This window comes from Marinobacter sp. Arc7-DN-1 (assembly GCF_003441595.1).
Lineage (GTDB): Bacteria > Pseudomonadota > Gammaproteobacteria > Pseudomonadales > Oleiphilaceae > Marinobacter > Marinobacter metalliresistant.
Genome location: NZ_CP031848.1, coordinates 3,134,038 through 3,150,551 on the forward strand (window position 1 = coordinate 3,134,038; position 16,514 = coordinate 3,150,551).

General features: G+C 59.7%; 17 protein-coding genes. 8 read left to right on the forward strand and 9 right to left on the reverse strand.

Annotated features, from left to right (window positions below; genetic code table 11):
• The first annotated feature begins 32 nt into the window (after positions 1–32).
• From D0851_RS14770 to rmf, 3 genes are all read left to right on the forward strand, one after another.
• The gene (locus tag D0851_RS14770) at positions 33–2,375 is read left to right on the forward strand and encodes a Tex family protein (protein WP_117619334.1); all 2,343 of its coding nucleotides are present in this window, start codon (positions 33–35) and stop codon (positions 2,373–2,375) included.
• A 68-nt stretch (positions 2,376–2,443) separates the two neighbouring features.
• Complete coding sequence (gshA, locus tag D0851_RS14775; protein WP_117619335.1) at positions 2,444–3,997, forward strand: glutamate--cysteine ligase; 1,554 nt, start codon at positions 2,444–2,446, stop codon at positions 3,995–3,997.
• A gap of 121 nt (positions 3,998–4,118) precedes the next feature.
• Positions 4,119–4,334, forward strand: coding sequence for a ribosome modulation factor (rmf, locus tag D0851_RS14780; protein WP_117619336.1), 216 nt, complete (start codon positions 4,119–4,121; stop codon positions 4,332–4,334).
• 26 nt (positions 4,335–4,360) lie between these two features.
• On the opposite strand, the gene fliL is transcribed toward rmf, so the two are convergent.
• Positions 4,361–4,810: a flagellar basal body-associated protein FliL gene (gene fliL / locus D0851_RS14785; protein WP_117619337.1), complete on the reverse strand. Its 450-nt coding sequence runs from the start codon at positions 4,808–4,810 to the stop codon at positions 4,361–4,363.
• Positions 4,811–4,932: 122 nt separating this feature from the next.
• Between fliL and D0851_RS14790 the strand changes: the two genes are divergently transcribed.
• On the forward strand, positions 4,933–5,439 hold the full coding sequence (locus tag D0851_RS14790; RefSeq protein ID WP_205422217.1) for a disulfide bond formation protein B: 507 nt from the start codon (positions 4,933–4,935) through the stop codon (positions 5,437–5,439).
• A 102-nt stretch (positions 5,440–5,541) separates the two neighbouring features.
• Entirely contained in the window at positions 5,542–6,021 is a 480-nt protein-coding gene (gene rsd, locus D0851_RS14795; RefSeq protein WP_117619339.1) for a sigma D regulator, read from the forward strand.
• A 98-nt stretch (positions 6,022–6,119) separates the two neighbouring features.
• Here rsd and D0851_RS14800 read toward each other — a convergent pair whose 3' ends face one another.
• The 3 genes from D0851_RS14800 to D0851_RS14810 form a co-directional block, all read right to left on the reverse strand.
• Positions 6,120–6,836 (reverse strand): FKBP-type peptidyl-prolyl cis-trans isomerase, encoded by a 717-nt coding sequence (locus tag D0851_RS14800; RefSeq protein WP_117619340.1) that lies wholly within the window; start codon positions 6,834–6,836, stop codon positions 6,120–6,122.
• A 126-nt stretch (positions 6,837–6,962) separates the two neighbouring features.
• A complete protein-coding gene (locus tag D0851_RS14805; protein WP_117619341.1) occupies positions 6,963–7,349 on the reverse strand; it encodes a DUF4124 domain-containing protein in 387 nt (128 codons plus the stop codon).
• Positions 7,346–7,903, reverse strand: coding sequence for a DUF2390 domain-containing protein (locus tag D0851_RS14810; protein WP_117619342.1), 558 nt, complete (start codon positions 7,901–7,903; stop codon positions 7,346–7,348). Before D0851_RS14810 ends, D0851_RS14805 begins: the two co-directional genes overlap by 4 nt.
• 46 nt (positions 7,904–7,949) lie before the next feature.
• Here D0851_RS14810 and D0851_RS14815 point away from each other — a divergent pair, with 46 nt between their 5' ends.
• Positions 7,950–9,893, forward strand: coding sequence for an ATP-binding cassette domain-containing protein (locus D0851_RS14815; RefSeq protein WP_117619343.1), 1,944 nt, complete (start codon positions 7,950–7,952; stop codon positions 9,891–9,893).
• Between the two features lie 6 nt (positions 9,894–9,899).
• On the opposite strand, the gene ppx is transcribed toward D0851_RS14815, so the two are convergent.
• On the reverse strand, positions 9,900–11,426 hold the full coding sequence (ppx, locus tag D0851_RS14820) for an exopolyphosphatase (protein ID WP_117619344.1): 1,527 nt from the start codon (positions 11,424–11,426) through the stop codon (positions 9,900–9,902).
• A gap of 306 nt (positions 11,427–11,732) precedes the next feature.
• On the opposite strand from ppx, the gene trxA reads away from it, so the two are divergent.
• Positions 11,733–12,059 carry a thioredoxin TrxA gene (gene trxA / locus D0851_RS14825; RefSeq protein WP_008169901.1) on the forward strand — a complete coding sequence of 109 codons (327 nt, stop codon included), beginning with the start codon at positions 11,733–11,735 and terminating at the stop codon, positions 12,057–12,059.
• A gap of 63 nt (positions 12,060–12,122) precedes the next feature.
• Here the strand turns inward: trxA and D0851_RS14830 are convergent, their stop codons facing one another.
• Genes D0851_RS14830 through moaB form a run of 4 tightly spaced genes read right to left on the reverse strand, consistent with a single transcriptional unit; the run spans position 12,123 to position 14,655 of the window.
• Entirely contained in the window at positions 12,123–12,569 is a 447-nt protein-coding gene (locus D0851_RS14830) for a molybdenum cofactor biosynthesis protein MoaE (protein ID WP_117619345.1), read from the reverse strand.
• A 1-nt stretch (position 12,570) separates the two neighbouring features.
• Positions 12,571–12,831: a MoaD/ThiS family protein gene (locus D0851_RS14835; protein ID WP_117619346.1), complete on the reverse strand. Its 261-nt coding sequence runs from the start codon at positions 12,829–12,831 to the stop codon at positions 12,571–12,573.
• 2 nt (positions 12,832–12,833) lie between these two features.
• Positions 12,834–14,048 (reverse strand): gephyrin-like molybdotransferase Glp, encoded by a 1,215-nt coding sequence (gene glp / locus D0851_RS14840; protein WP_117619347.1) that lies wholly within the window; start codon positions 14,046–14,048, stop codon positions 12,834–12,836.
• Positions 14,049–14,082: 34 nt separating this feature from the next.
• On the reverse strand, positions 14,083–14,655 hold the full coding sequence (gene moaB / locus D0851_RS14845; protein ID WP_117619348.1) for a molybdenum cofactor biosynthesis protein B: 573 nt from the start codon (positions 14,653–14,655) through the stop codon (positions 14,083–14,085).
• A 386-nt stretch (positions 14,656–15,041) separates the two neighbouring features.
• On the opposite strand from moaB, the gene rho reads away from it, so the two are divergent.
• Positions 15,042–16,304: a transcription termination factor Rho gene (rho, locus tag D0851_RS14850; protein ID WP_117619349.1), complete on the forward strand. Its 1,263-nt coding sequence runs from the start codon at positions 15,042–15,044 to the stop codon at positions 16,302–16,304.
• Positions 16,305–16,514: the final 210 nt, after the last annotated feature.

Below are 16,514 nucleotides of genomic sequence, written 5' to 3' on the forward strand. Positions count from 1 at the left end.
GCTTTATTGGCAAAGCATGAGACAGAGGTTGCATGAACAGTATCTCCAGGCGCATCGCCGACGAGCTCGGTGTCCGCGAGCAACAGGTTAATGCCACCGTCGCCCTGCTCGACGAGGGTTCCACCGTTCCGTTTATCGCACGTTACCGGAAAGAGGTGACCGGTTCGCTGGACGACAGCCAGCTGAGGAACCTGGAGGAGCGTCTGCGCTATCTGCGGGAACTGGAAGACCGTCGCGCCACCATCCTCAAGAGTATTGAGGAGCAGGGCAAACTGACCGATGAGCTCAAGGCCAGCATTAACGAGGCGGATGCCAAGAACCGCCTGGAAGATCTCTACCTGCCGTATAAGCCCAAGCGCCGGACCAAGGCCCAGATTGCCCGGGAAGCCGGCCTGGAGGCCCTGGCGGATGCCTTGTATGACGACCCGACACAGGATCCGGAAATTACCGCGCAGTCCTACCTGAACAAAGAGGCAGGTGTGGAAGACACCAAGGCCGCCCTGGATGGAGCCCGTTACATTCTGATGGAGCGCTTTGCCGAGGACGCCGAGTTGCTGGGCAGCCTGCGGGATTTGATCTGGCAGGAAGGCCAGTTGAAAGTGACCGTGGTGGAAGGCAAGGAAAACGAAGGGGCCAAGTTCCGGGACTATTTTGATCATGTCGAGCCGTTGAAAAAGGTGCCGTCCCACCGTGCTCTGGCCATCCTGCGTGGCCGCAACGAAGGCATCCTGGCCTACAGTATCGTGGTTGGCGATGCTGATGCTGATCGCCGCACGCCCCATCCGGCGGAGCAGCGGATTGCTGCCCGCTGGAACATCCGGGATAACGACCGTGCCGCTGACAAGTGGCTGTCGGAAGTGGTGCGCTGGACCTGGCGGGTCAAGCTCTCAACCCAGATTGAAACCGATCTCATGGCCCAGGTGCGTGAAGCCGCCGAGACCGAAGCCATTAATGTTTTCGCCGCCAACCTCAAAGATCTTCTGCTGCTAGCCCCGGCCGGCCCGCGCCCGACACTAGGGCTGGACCCGGGGCTGCGTACCGGTGTGAAGGTGGCCGTTATCGACGGTACCGGGCAGGTGGTGGGCCACGGAGCCATATACCCCCACGCACCCAAGAACCAGTGGGACCGCTCCATCGAGCAGCTGGCGGCCTGGTGTCGGGAGTATAAGATCGAGCTGGTGGCTATCGGCAACGGTACTGCGTCCCGGGAAACCGAGAAGCTGGTGGGCGACCTGAGCAAACGTTATCCGGAACTCAAACTGGCCCGAATCGTGGTTAGCGAATCCGGTGCTTCCATATATTCGGCCTCCGAATTTGCCTCCAAAGAGCTGCCGGATCTGGATGTGACCATTCGTGGTGCCGTGTCCATTGCCCGCCGCCTGCAGGATCCGCTGGCGGAACTGGTGAAGATTGAGCCGAAATCCATCGGGGTGGGGCAGTACCAGCACGATGTGTCCCAGGTGCAGTTATCCCGCAGCCTGGATGCGGTGGTGGAAGACTGTGTAAACGGCGTGGGCGTGGATCTGAACACCGCTTCGGCGCCTCTGCTGGCACGGGTGTCTGGTCTGAATCAGACCATCGCCCAGAACATCATTGAATTCCGCAACCAGAACGGCATGTTCCGTAACCGCAAGCAACTGCTGAAGGTCACCCGGCTCGGGGACCGGACGTTTGAGCAGGCGGCGGGCTTTCTGCGGATCGCCGGTGGCGAGAATCCGCTGGACCGGTCTTCTGTTCACCCGGAAGCCTATGGGGTGGTGGAGGCTATCGCCGCGCGCAACAACCGCAAGGTCGACGATATTGTCGGGGATTCTGCATTTTTACGTGGTCTGAACCCCCAGGATTACGTAACTGAACGGTTCGGATTGCCCACCATCAAGGACATCATCTCCGAGCTGGAGAAGCCGGGCCGGGATCCGCGCCCGGAATTCCGTTTTGCCAGCTTCGAGGAGGGCGTTGAAACCCTCAATGACCTGAAGCCGGGCATGGTACTGGAGGGTTCCGTCACCAACGTGACCAACTTCGGCGCCTTTGTGGACATCGGCGTCCATCAGGATGGGCTGGTGCATATTTCGGCGCTGTCCCACACGTTTGTCAAGGACCCGCGGGAAGTGGTCAAAGCCGGGGATATCGTTAAGGTGAAGGTGCTGGAGGTGGACATCCCGCGCAAACGGATCGCCCTGACCATGCGCATGGACGATCAGCCTGGCGAGAAAAATGAGGGCAAACCGACGGGTGGAAACCGCGCCGGTGCCAGCCAGAAAGCCGGTCATCGAAACAGCCGTAGCTCTGGCTCCGGCGAGAAATCCCGGCAGGGTGCCATGGCGGGCGCACTTGCCCAGGCACTGGCTTCGGCCCGCAAGGACAGCCGTTAACAGGCTTTTAATCTTTTCACCGGTCGGTCCCGCTCACGAGGAGGGACCGGTCGCAGCAGGAGTCGACCATGGCTGAATCCCGCCATTCCGTATTTCGCCAGTTCGCAGCCAGCGACTGGCACGGTTTCCTCAAGGGTGTCGAGAAAGAAGGGCTGCGGGTGGACCGCAACGGGTTCATCGCCCAGACGCCGCATCCGGAAGCCCTGGGTTCAGCGCTGACCCATCCGCGAATTACCACCGATTATTCCGAAGCCCTGCTGGAGCTGATCACGCCTGTGTTTGACAGCACTGGCGGGATGCTCAACTCCCTGAGGGATACTCATACGTTTGTTCAGGAGAATCTCGGCGACGAAGTGTTCTGGGCAGCCAGCATGCCCTGTGAGCTGGATGGAGATCCGAGTATTCCCATTGCAGAATACGGCAGCTCCAACATTGGCCGTCTCAAGCACGTTTACCGCCAGGGGCTGGCGGTTCGCTATGGCCGGATGATGCAGAGCATCGCCGGCGCTCACTACAACCTGTCATTGCCGGACAGTTTCTGGCGGAAATGGCAGGAGGCTCTGGGTGATCAGCAAAGCCTGAAGGACTTCAAATCGGACCAGTATTTCTGGCTGATCCGGAATTTCCGGCGCCGGAGCTGGCTGCTGATGCTGCTGTTTGGTGCTTCTCCGGCACTGGATGCGAGCTTTGTTGTCGATGTCAGCCATGATCTGAGTCGGTTTGATGAGCGCACCTGGTACGGCGAATACGCCACTTCCCTGCGTATGGGTGATCTGGGTTACCACAACAACGCCCAGGCTTCCCTGAACATCTGTTTCAATGAGCTCAGCACCTACACCGGGACCCTGGACCGGGCCATCCATACTGCCTGGCCGGCTTACGAGGAGATCGGTACCCGCCGGGGCGACCAATTCATTCAGATCAACACCAGTGTCCTGCAGATTGAAAACGAGTATTACAGTGCCGTGCGGCCCAAGCGAACCACAGAACGGGAAGAAAAACCCATTCAGGCCCTTGAAGCCCGGGGTGTGGAATATATTGAGGTGCGTTGCCTGGATCTGGATCCGTTCTCTCCGGTCGGCGTGAACGAAGCCCAGATCGATTTCCTGGATCTGTTTCTTTTGGATTGCCTGCTGTCAGCCTCTCCCCGTATTGGCGACGCCGAGTGCGAGCGGCTGGACGATAACTACAAGGATGTGGTGGCCCGTGGACGCTATCGGGAACTGACCCTTTGCCGTGGAGGGCAGCGCACGCCGGTACCAGAGGCCGCGACTGGTCTGCTTGAGCAACTGGAACCCCTGGCGGAGCTGCTGGATGGCTGGCAAGGGGGCGATACCTACCGCAAGGCCCTGGCCGCCCAGCGAGAGGTGATGTCTGGCGAGGGGGCCGCGCCCTCGGCCCGGGTGCTTGACGCCATGCGTTCGTCTGGCCTGGGGCACCGGGAGTGGGGTATGGAAATGGCGCGCCAGCATCAGCAAACCCTGAGGCAGGAAGGCCTGGATGCCGACGTACGCAAAGCCTTTGAAACCATGACCGCGGACTCCCTGTCGGACCAGCAGCAAATGGAGCGGGCCGATACCCTGGCGTTTGGCGAGTTTCTGGAGCACTACCTGCGCTCCTGAACCGGTGGCCAGGTCCGCCTTCTCATTTGTCTGCGGACCTGACGCACAGAAACTGAACAAAGATTTGTCACCCTCCGGTCAGCCTGTTAATTTTTGTAACATCAGGATCGGAGGAGTCGGCATGGCAAGGGATATCAAACTTGGCTGGGATGTGGAAGCTCTGAACAAGGCTTACCGCCAGGGTTACATGGCGGCCACGATGAATATGGACAAGACACGCTGCCCCTACCGGGGCGATGTCGTCATCGCGGCCTGGGAGGCCGGATGGGATGATGCCGATCTGGTTGCCTGTGAAAACCGGGACAAAGGCGACGACCTGTTTTCACAAATCGCCTGAGTCCTCGCCTCTGGCCGCGTCTCGCACTATTTCTGCACGACGAATTCCGTAAACAGTACGCCGGCGATGCTTTCGCCGGTCTGTTGCTCTTCCAGTACGGCATTTATCCGTTGTTTTGCTTCCTCACGGAGCGCCTGCTGACCTTCCATGGAAGTCAGGCGTTCGATATCCGTTTGCTCGCCAAAAAGCATCACCAGCTCATGTCGCAATCGCGGCATGTGAGCCTCCAGAGCCGGCCGGGTGCTCGCGCTCCGGGCCCGGAGACTGACCGCTGCCTTCAGATAGGTCGGCTTGTTGTCTGCAGCGCCCACGTGGGTGACAAACGCCGGATCCATGCTGATGTAGTCGGTGAAGCCACTGTCTTCCTGCACTACCTCCTCTTCTGAGGTTTCCTCATCCTGGGAAACCGCCGGCAGGGAGACCAGTGAAAGCAGCAGGAAGATCATAGTGAGAACAGGTTTTGGCTGGTGTGTCATAGGCTTGAAGTTGATCGTGGTTTAGGGTTTAGTGACGAGTCGGAGGCGATATCGCCGGTAGCACCGAGAATAGCAGGCCCGGTGCGAGGTTGCAGTTTCAATTCACGAATCGAGGTGTTCTTTTGACCAGCAGATGGGTTTTCGGGCTTATTTTCCTTGTGTGTGCCGCACTTCTGGGCGTCGCGTTTTATATGGAACATGTGATGGGGCTCGAGCCCTGCCCGCTATGCTGGCTGCAGCGTTTCGGATTCATGGGGGCTGGCCTGGTCAGCTTTCTGGCCCTGCTGCAGGGGCCTACCGGATTCGGGGTTCGTATTTATGGCTTCCTGCTGGTACTGACCGCCGGTGCCGGGCTTGGCGTGGCCAGCCGGCAGTTGTGGCTGCAGAGCCTGCCGGCGGATCAGGTGCCCGCCTGTGGCCCTTCGGTCGACTATATGCTGGAGGTGCTGCCCTGGTTTGAGGTGCTCTCCACCGCCCTGAGAGGCACCGGGGATTGCGCCCAGGTAGTGTGGCGGTTCCTGGGGCTGAGTATTCCCGGCTGGACAGCGGTGTTCTTTTCACTGCTGGTGATTATCGGGCTGATTCTGGTGTTTCGCCGGCGAAAGTCCGGGGAGTGGATTCGGAGCTGAAACGGTTGCGGGGGACCGCTGGCATGGGGTAACTTGACCGAAACCTGAGAAACATCAAAACCGAAACAGAAGTGCCGGAATACCAAGCGGAGAACAGGCGTCATGTTGGAAAATTGCCGAAATGCCAGGGAGCGTTGGGGTGGCGTCAGCGAACTGATTGATCGCTGGCTCAAGGAACGTCAGGAGCTGTTGGTTCATTACTGTGATCTGTCCGGAGAGAGCGACTTTTCACAGACAGAAGCGCTGAGAGAGAAATTCGTGCGCCTGTGCGAAGTGCTTGTGGATTATGTCTCCACGGGCCATTTCGAAATCTATGAGCAACTGGTCAGCGAGGCCCGTGAATTTAACGATGGTGGCCTGGAACTGGCTGCGAAGGTTTATCCCCGGATTGAGCAGACGACAGAGGTCGCCCTTAACTTCAATGACCGCCTGGACGACAGGGAGCTGTCTGAGGAGGACGTGAAAGCGCTGTTTGGCGAACTGTCGAAGCTCGGCGAAACCCTCGAGACCCGGTTCGAGATGGAAGATTTCCTGATTGAGCACCTTCACAATGCCCATGCGGGTAAAGTAGCGCCTGCCTGAGAAATGTCTGATATAAAAAAAGCCCCGGTTCGGTGTTGCCGACCGGGGCTTTTTTATGGCCGCAATTTCACAAACTGCGGCCTGATCTGATCGGTACTTTACTCTCCGGATTCCGGATTGACGTCCAGAAGCTCGACATCGAATACCAGGGTCTCGTTCGGGCCGATGGCACGGTTGCCGCCCGGGCCGTAGGCCAGGTCAGATGGAATATAGAGCTTGTAGCGGGCGCCCTCGCTCATCAGCTGCAGACCTTCGGTCCAGCCCGGGATAACCTGGTTCAGGGCAAAGGTTACTGGCTCGCCACGCTCGCGGGAGCTGTCAAAGACTTCGCCGGACAGGAGTTCGCCAGTGTAGTGTACCTGGACGGTATCGGTTTCCGCAGGCTTTTCGCCGTCGCCTTTCTCCAGCACTTCGTATTGCAGGCCGGATTCAGTGGTCTTTACACCGTCGCGTTCGGCATTCTCCGCCAGGAAAGCCTTGCCAGCCTCAAGATTCTTGCTGGCCAGCTCTTCCGTCTGCTTGGTCTGCTCTTCCTGAAGCTGCTGCTGATAGGCCATCAGGGCCTGCTGGATTTCCTCACGGCTCATGCGCCTGGCTTCTTCATCGCCGGCCTGGCCATGCTGAATGCCCTGAAGGAACTGGTCCATCTGCAGATTCGGCAGATCGTTGCTCATGCGCTCACCGAGAACCAGACCCATGCCATAGCTGACCTTCTGGTCGGTTGACTCCAGTTTGGGTTGTTCCGGAGCCTCGGGTGGTGTTGAGCAGCCAGCGACGAGGCCGGTCACTGCCAGTGCGAGGAGCGTCTTTTTCATTGCTTCATCCTTTATAACGTCTGTGCATGGGGCTGAGCCCCGTGTTGTGTTTGTCAGAACGGAGAAGGTAACGGGTTCCGGCGCGAGATGCCACTGAACATGTGTTAAGAATCCGGACGGGTCAGATCAACTGTCGTTGTTGTCGGCTGCTGAAGGGCCCAGAGAAAATGGCGCGGTGTAGGGGGACTGCCAGTCGGGCTCCGATTCCGGAGTGCGGTTGAGTGGCGAAGCCTTGTCCCGCCGCTCGATGGCCAGCGTGTACCAGGGCCCCTGTTTCGGGGGCTGGTCTGCATAATGCCAACTGCCGTCCGTGTCCTTCCATTTGAACACAATTTCCGGACCCTCGGTTGGAATCGGGGACGGTACCAGGCCTTCAAAGGCCGGGATTTCCGGCTGTTCCTCGTCTGCAACCGGTTCGGATACCTGCTCCGGATCGTTGAGTCCGAAGATAATCAGCAACAACAGTAACCCGAGGGCGGGAAACGAGAGCCTTATGAGCCATTTCATTATCATGGCTGGTGGTCTCCCTTTGGGAAGTTGGCCAGGGCTGTGCCCAGTGCATTCAGCAGGGGCCCGGCACGGTCATCGATTCGCGATGCCGGTGCAGCCGCGGCAAGGTTGGTTCTGATCAGCGTATCGAGTCCTTGCATGTCAGATTGTTCCGGGTTGTTGGTCATTAGCGTCCGCCAGGCCAGGGCCAGCTCTATCTGTTCGGCTTCGAGTTCCAGGCCGGCGATGCCGGTGCGAAGCTGGTGATACCTGCCGGCCATGCCCGGCAGGGATTTTCTCGCGCTACGCAGCGCACCGGTTACACGGTCGCGCCACTCTGTTACCGTAGCGTCCTCGACCCCGGCGAAGGCCCTGTCAGACAGTGCGAGCCAGGCTGCAGTCAGAATCCGCGTCACGCTCCAGCCCTGGTTCTGAAGCGCCAGGCAGCTGTCCTGAACGTCCGGAAGCTTCCAGAACGCCAGTGCAAAACACCAGAGTGGATTCTCCGGTTCCAGATCTGCCGGCAATTCCAACGGCGGTGTCGATAAATCCGGGATGGTTGCCGAGCGGAGCGACATAGGCGCTGTGCCTTCCCTGAACACTTTACGTTGATAAAATGAAAACATGTTAACGATAACCGATCTCAGTTTACAACGGGGCGGCGTCTGGTTGCTAGAATCCGTCAGCCTCACGGTCCAGCCCGGCCAGCGAGTGGCCATCGTCGGCGCCAACGGTGCCGGCAAATCCAGCCTTTTCCAGCTGTTGCTGGGCCAGTTGTCACCGGAACAGGGCGCGGTTTCGCTGCCCGGGGGCTGCCGCATTGCCCACATGGCCCAGGAAGTCGAAGCCTCAGGGCGCAGCGCCCGGGATTTTGTTCTTGATGGCGATCTCGATCTGCGCCGCCTGGAGCGGGAGCTGGCTCAGGCTGAAGCCGCCGGTGATGACCATGCCATTGCCCGCATACACGGTGAGCTGGACGTGCACGAGGCCTGGTCCGCGGCCCGTCGCGCCGAGGCGCTGATAAGGGGGCTGGGTTTCTCGGACGAGGACGCGGACCGGCCGGTATCGGCGTTTTCCGGTGGCTGGCGGATCCGCCTGAACCTGGCCCAGGCCCTGATGCGACCGTCAGACCTGCTGCTGCTCGATGAACCCACCAACCATCTGGATCTGGATGCCTGTCTGTGGCTGGAAAACTGGCTGCGCCGGTATCAGGGTACCTTGCTGTTCATTTCCCACGACCGTGATTTCATGGATCGGGTCGCTACCCATGTGGTGCATTTCGACCGCCGGAAGCTGGAGCTTTATACGGGTAATTACTCTGCCTTTGAAGGCCAGCGCAGCGAACGTCTGGCCCAGCAGCAGGCTGGGTTCGAGCGCCAGCAGGCCAGGATTGCCGAGATTCAGCGCTTCATCGACCGCTTCAAGGCGCAGGCTACCAAGGCCCGTCAGGCCCAGAGCCGGGTGAAGGCCCTGGAACGTATGGAGCGCATTGCACCGGCCCATATTGATTCGCCCTTCAGCTTTGAGTTTCCGGTCGCGGAAAAGGTCTCCAACCCCCTGTTGTCGATACGCAATGGCAGGGCCGGACACGGCAATACCACAATCCTCGACGGCATCAACCTGACCCTGTTACCCGGCAGCCGGATTGGTCTGCTGGGCCCCAACGGTGCGGGTAAATCCACCCTGATGGATACGCTGAGGGGCGAAGGCACCCTGTTGTCCGGAGAACGTACCTGTGGCGAGCATCTGGCCATTGGCTATTTTGCCCAGCATCAGCTGGAATCCCTGGACCTGGATGCCAGCCCGTTCCTGCATCTGCAGCGGCTGGCACCAAAGGCCTCGGAACAGGGTATCCGGAACTTCCTCGGCGGCTTTGATTTTCATGGTGATGAGGCCCTGAGCCCTGTCCGTTCGTTCTCCGGTGGCGAAAAGGCCAGGGTGGCACTGGCGGTGATCGCCTGGCAGAAACCGAACCTGCTCCTTCTGGACGAGCCGACCAACCACCTGGATCTGGAAATGCGCCAGGCCCTGACCATGGCCCTGCAAAACTTTGAGGGTGCCATTGTGGTGGTTTCCCACGACCGGCACTTGCTGAGAAACACCGTGGACGAATTCTGGCTGGTGAACGATGGCCGGGTTGTTGAGTATCAGGGTGACCTTGAAGACTACGAGCGCTGGCTGGCAGACCGTCGCAAGGACGAAACCGAAGCACCAAAGCGATTGCAGACTGGCCAGCAAGACCCGGTGGAACCCGCGGTTGGAACCGGCGAAAGCGCCGATGACCGAAAGGCCCGCAAGCGCGCGGAGGCAGCCCTCCGGCAAAAGCTCAGCCCCTATCGCAAGCAGCAGACCTCCCTGGAAAAGGAAATGGAGCAGTTGCACCGGAGACTGTCGGTGCTGGAGGAAGAGCTCGCGGACCCGGGGCTGTATGAAGAAAGCCATAAGGTCCGGATGAAAGAGTTGCTCGGCGAGCAGGCCATTTCAAAAAGCCGCCTCGAAGAGGTTGAGGCGCAGTGGCTGGAAGTCAGTGAAGCTGTGGAATCGCTGGAGGCGGAGCTGGCGGATTGACTGCCCTCAGCCTCCGTTCAACTCCAGGGTGAAATCCTGTCTGGCGAGGTAATCACGTTCGTTATCGAGATCGGCCAGGGTCAGCGGCCGATCATCCAGCCAGCCGGATGGAAACGTCAGTACCAGCTTGTCCTTGCGGGCATTCAGGGTGAACTCCGGCGGTGGCTCCATGTTGCGGGGGTGCTGAAGCAGGACGGCCAGACGCACCAGGACGCAGAGATAGCGAAGCCGGATGGTATCGTCCGGGTCCAGCCCCTCGAAGATGGCCGGGGAGAACTTGCGCCGGTGCCCGCGAACCAGCGTGGCGAGGTCCCGCTGGAATTGCTGGCTGAAGCCGGGAAGGTCCGAGTACCGCAGCAGGTAGGCTCCGTGTTTATGATACTGGCTGTGGGAAATGGTCAGGCCGATTTCATGCAGACGGCAGGCCCAGCGCAGCACTTCTTCGTCGACCGCGGTATGCAGCCCCCAGGCATCCGCCACCTGTTCCCAGGCTGCAACGGCGGTCGCTTCGACTGCCGCACCGTGCTCCGGATCAACGTGATAACGCTCCTGCAGGGCGGAAATTGTCCGCTCCCGCACATCCTCGTGCCGGATCCGCCCGACTATGTCGTAGAGCAGCCCTTCCCGAAGGGCGCCGTCGGCAAACGACATTTCAGTGATGCCCAGGGACTGGAACGCCCCCATCAGGATGGCAAAGCCGGCGGGGAAAATACTCTGACGGTCAGATCGCACACCCAGATCAGCCAGCTTTTCCGTTTTACCCATACCCACCAGGCGCTTGCGCAGCTCCTGCATGGCGGGGAGGGTAATGGTGCCATCGGTAATCTTCAGGGATGACAAGACACTGGCAATCGCTTTGATCGAGCCGGATGAACCGACGGCACTCTGCCACCCCACGGAGCGGTAATGCTGGCGGATATTCAGCAGTTCCTGTTCGGCGTGGGTCACTGCCTTGTCCATCTGCCGCCGGGTAATCTTTCCGTCCGGGAAGTACCTGTTCCGGAAGGAAACACAGCCCATGTGCAGGCTTTCCAGCTCCTGGGGCTCAAAACGCTGGCCGATAATGAACTCGGTACTGCCGCCACCGATATCGATCACCAGCCGGCGCCCGATATCGTCAGAAAGGGTATGGGAGACGCCCAGATAAATCAGGCGCGCTTCCTCGCGCCCGGCAATGATCTCCACCGGATAGCCGAGAACCTCCTCCGCGCGGGCCATGAACTGATGGGCGTTACGAGCCACTCTGAGGGCGTTGGTGCCGACAATCTGTACAGCCTCCGGTGGCATCCCCTGAAGGCGCTGAGCAAACCGGCCCAGGCAGCTCAGGGCGCGCTCCTGGGTCTCTTCAGTCAGCCGGTTGTACTGATCCAGACCTGCGCCTAGCTGGACTTTTTCCCCCATCTTCTCAAGGGTCCGGATTTCCCCGTGCACGAGTCGGGCAACCACCATGTGGAAGCTGTTCGAGCCCATGTCGATGGCTGCAAGCACCCCTGGCGAGGAGGCAGCGTTTTCGGCGGTGGAGGCGGCCGTCACGTGGTCGAAATCCTTTTGGTATGAACTTGCGGGGTACTATAAGCGAAATCCCTCAGGCCTGTCAGTAACCGGCAGACGCGGCATTTGACCGGGGTCAGCCCCGGATCGATTGATAGAGGTGGATCTACTGCTTCACATCCGGCTGATCAATCGCGTAAAGTATGACATACCGTGATGAGGGTGAAGGGTTGCCTTGCAAGCCACGGCAGCCTTCAGCGACAGTCAACAGCACCTGTGACGGTACCGGATCCTTTTTCGAAACCCCGTACCGGCGATTAGCAGTCGTGCATGAATCAGGAAAATGTAATGAGCGGAAATATCGTAAATGTAACTGACGCGTCTTTTGAGCAGGATGTACTGCAGTCCGACGTCCCCGTGCTGGTGGACTACTGGGCGGAATGGTGCGGCCCGTGCAAGATGATCGCGCCGGTGCTTGAAGAGATTGCCGACGAATACGACGGCAAACTGAAGGTCTGCAAGCTTAACATTGACGAAAACGAGCAGACCCCGCCGAAGTTCAACATCCGTGGTATCCCGACCCTGATGCTGTTCAAGAACGGCAACGTGGACGCCACCAAAGTCGGCGCACTCTCCAAATCCCAACTGGCGGCCTTTCTGGACAGCAATCTCTGATTGCAGCCAGGCCGCTAAAAACCGCCCCTGAGCACAGGTTCACGGGCGGTTTTCTATTGCCATTCACTCCCAGCCCTGAGACCGCTCCAGATCCGAATCCTTCTGTTCCACCCAGTGCTCACCGCCTGAGGTGATCTCCTTCTTCCAGAACGGTGCCGAGGTCTTCAAGGCGTCCATAATGAACTCGCAGGCCGCAAACGCATCTCCCCGATGGGCACTGCACACCCCCACAAACACAATCTGATCCTGCAGCGCCAGCCGCCCCACCCGATGAATCACCCGGGCCTTGCGCACATCCCAGCGTTTTGAGGCCTCATCAACCAGCTCCTGAATCACCTGCTCCGTCATCCCCGGATAGTGCTCCAGGTAAAGCCCCGTGACCCCCTGCAAATCACCGCTGTCCCGGACCAGACCGGTAAACGTGGCAATGGCGCCGGTCCCGGCACCACTGGCCCGTAACGCGGCATATTCGGCGGCAGCATCAAAATCTCCGGGCTGAATCGAAATCATCTCAACCTCCGGTTACCGGGGGGAAGAATGCCAGCTCATCGCCGGCCTCCACTGCAGAGCCGGGCTTCGCCATGGCCTGATTGACCGCAATCATCACTGGCTGGTCTCCCTGTAGCTGGCCCCAGGGCCCGCCCTGGCTTGCCAGGTCCGCCAGCACATCGCCGGCGGTAAGCCCCGGCCTGGCCTCGATGACCAGCTGTTCCGTATCCAGCTCTTCTCGCAGACGGGCAAAGAAACGCACCGTAATCGTGTTATCACTCATGGTTAGCTCAACAATTCCGCAAACGAATAATAGGTTAGCAGGTCGCCGGGGCTGACCGTGGTGTTCTCCGGAATCACCGCCAAACCATTTGCCCAGCAGGCAGAGCTCAGGATACCGGAACTCTGGTTGGGAAAGGCGGTAACCACAAGCTCCGATCCCCGGGGTTCTTTCCGTGCCCTGACAAACTCCCTCCGCAGCGACGTCGAAGCTACGGAAAAGTCTGCCGGTATCCGCTCTCCGGCGGGATCTTCATGGTTCCGCCCCTGGCATTTTCGGATATAGGGCATGCCCACCACCAGAAAAGTGACCAGCACAGACCCCGGGTTACCGGGCAATCCCAGCACCGGTGTGCCGCCGATGGCGCCAAAGGCCACAGGCTTTCCGGGTTTGATGGCCATGCGCCAGAGCGACAGACTGCCGGATTCCTCCAACACCGCACGCACGTGGTCCTCTTCACCCACGGAAACACCGCCGCTGGTGATGATCAGATCCGACGACTCCGCCGCGCGGAGCAGTGTTTCCCGGGTCGCCTCACGTTTGTCCCGCAGCGTCTCGCACAGCGCCACCTCGCAGCCGGCCTGGGTGAGCAGGCCGATCAGGGTGAAGCGATTGCTGTTGTAGATCTGCCCCGGGGCCAGGGGCGTTCCGGGATCCACCAGCTCGTCGCCGGTGGAGAGGATGGCGACCTTCAGCCGTGCCAGAACGGCGACCCGGGCCACACCCATGGACGCCAGCAGACCCATTTCGTGCGGGCGCACCTGCGTGCCCTTCACAAGGGCAAGGTCGCCCCTGGTCAGATCCTGGCCCCGGCGACGAATGTTCTGCCCCTCGGTCACCTCTGCCTGGACAAGGATGCCCGCGTCGGTCACCTCCACTCGCTCCTGCATCACCACCGAGTCTGCGCCTTCGGGGATCTCCGAGCCGGTGAAAATGCGCGCGGCGGTGCCTGGCGCCAGAGCGTTCGGCGCTTCACCGGCGGGAATCCGGGCCGAGACCGGTATCGCCTGATCCTGGTGAAGATCCTGTTTGCGCAGGGCGTATCCGTCCACCGCACTGTTGTCCGCCGGCGGCACGTCGGCCGGGACATAATGGTTCTCGGCCAGCACCCGGCCCAGGGAGTCGGCGAGCCCCACGGTTTCGACCCGGGTGACCACGGGCGCTTCCGATAGCAGGTGAGACAGGGCGTCTTCCAGTGACATGAGGTTTGGGTTAGCCATCAGTTCTGAACTCCGATCCGGATTACTGTTGCCCTCAGCGCTCGGCGCGCTGTCCAATGACTTCATCAAGCCGCTGCATCGGCTTTTCGGGTTTGCGCAAGACCAGGGCCGAGAAGTTGCACGGCGTGTGGCGGCTGTCCAGCTGGCTGCTGAGAATACCGTTCCAGCCGGTACGACAGGCACTGGTAGAACCGGGCAGGCAGAAAATCACCGTATGGTTTGCCATACCTCCGAATGCACGGGACTGGATGGTCGAAGAGCCGATTTCAGAGGCGGACAGGCGCCGGAACTCCTCGCCGAAACCTTCAACGGTTTTATCCAGCAGGGGGCCGACTGCTTCCGGGGTACTGTCACGCTCGTTGAAGCCGGTACCACCGGTAATGATCACCACATGCACTTCGGGATCGGCGACCCAGCCGGACATTAACGCCCGCACCAGGTAGACGTCATCGGGCAGGATGCGACGGGCGACCAGGCGGTGCCCCGCGTCAACGACGCTGTCCTCCAGAAACTGGCCGGAGGTGTCTTCGTCAGGCCCGCGGGTATCGGAAACAGTCAGTATGGCGATGTTCAGGGGTTTCAGTTCGGTACTGGGTTCACTGCTCATGGACGGGGCTCCGCAAATCGCTGAAAAATTATATACGCCAGTATCGTCATCACAGGCTCTTCCAGTATCGTCATCACAGGCTCTTAATGGAAGGGAGTAACCCATCAGGGGGAGGCGGCCAGCCGCCATTAAGGCCAGTTTAGCGTGAAATTGGCGTTAAATTATGCAGTGCACTTGACATTCGCCAGTCAGGTAGCCGATGATCCTCCTTGCCCGGCGAACGGTTGTTCCCACTCTCTGGCTTCAGTACCTTAATCCCGGACTCCATCTACACCGGTTGCTCCATCTGGCCAGCATCAGTTCAGCGTTTATTTGATCAATACGTTCAGTGGCACCCCTGTCATTCCAATATTCGTTTACTTCCATTCCTGAAAATCCAATAAACTATGAATCTTACTGAACTCAAGCAGAATTCCATGCCCGAATTGCTCGATATTGCGCAAGAGATGGGCCTCGATAACCTGGCCCGTTCGCGCAAACAGGATGTGATCTTCACAATCCTGAAGAAGCATGCCAAGAGCGGCGAAGACATCTACGGTGACGGCGTACTGGAAATTCTGCAGGACGGTTTCGGTTTCCTCCGTTCTGCTGATGCCTCCTATCTGGCAGGACCTGACGACATCTACGTCTCCCCTAGCCAGATTCGCCGGTTCAACCTGCGGACTGGCGACACGGTTGCCGGCAAGATCCGCCCGCCGAAAGACGGCGAGCGCTATTTCGCCCTGTTGAAAGTCAGCGAGATCAATTTCGACAAGCCGGATAACGCCCGTAATAAGATCCTGTTCGAGAACCTCACGCCGCTGTTTCCCGACGAACGCCTCAGGCTCGAAGCAGGCAATGGCAGCACAGAGGACCTCTCCTCCCGCGTTCTGGACCTGGTGGCGCCCATCGGCAAGGGACAGCGCGGCCTGATTGTTTCCCCGCCCAAAGCGGGTAAAACGCTGCTGATGCAGAGCATTGCCCAGTCCATCACCCGAAACAATCCCGAGTGCCATGTGATGGTACTGCTGATTGACGAGCGGCCTGAGGAAGTGACCGAGATGCAGCGCACCGTGCGCGGCGAAGTCATCGCCTCCACCTTCGACGAGCCCCCGGCCCGTCACGTTCAGGTGGCTGAGATGGTGATCGAGAAGGCCAAGCGCCTGGTCGAGCACAAGAAAGATGTGGTTATCCTGCTGGATTCCATCACCCGTCTGGCTCGCGCCTACAACACGGTGATTCCGTCCTCCGGCAAGGTACTGACCGGTGGTGTCGACGCCCACGCCCTGGAAAAACCGAAGCGTTTCTTCGGTGCGGCCCGTAACGTGGAAGAGGGCGGAAGCCTGACCATCCTGGCGACGGCACTGGTGGATACCGGTTCCAAGATGGACGAGGTGATTTACGAGGAGTTCAAGGGCACCGGTAACATGGAAATTCACCTGGACCGCAAGATCGCCGAGAAGCGTGTCTACCCGGCCATCAACATCCGCCGGTCCGGTACCCGCCGTGAAGATCTTCTGATGTCCGAGGCGGATATCCAGCGTGTGTGGATCCTGCGCAAACTGCTGCACTCCATGGATGACGACACAGCGGCGCTGGAGTTCCTGCTGGACAAGCTGCGGGACACCAAGACCAACGACGAATTCTTCCAGTCGATGAAGCGTCGTTGATTTCTGGTCTGATGCCCTTTTAATAAGAGCGCCTCTGGCTGTGGGGCGGGCAGAGCCGGGATGAGCCTCCCCGGGCACGCCGTGAACCCATCCCCGGGGGCTCGGCATTGCCGTCCTTGGCAATGCACGGTCCGGGGAGGCTCACCCCGGCTCCGCCGTTCAAGCCCGGTGCGCGCTCTGATTGTCTCAGAATGAGAGTTTCGGAAAACC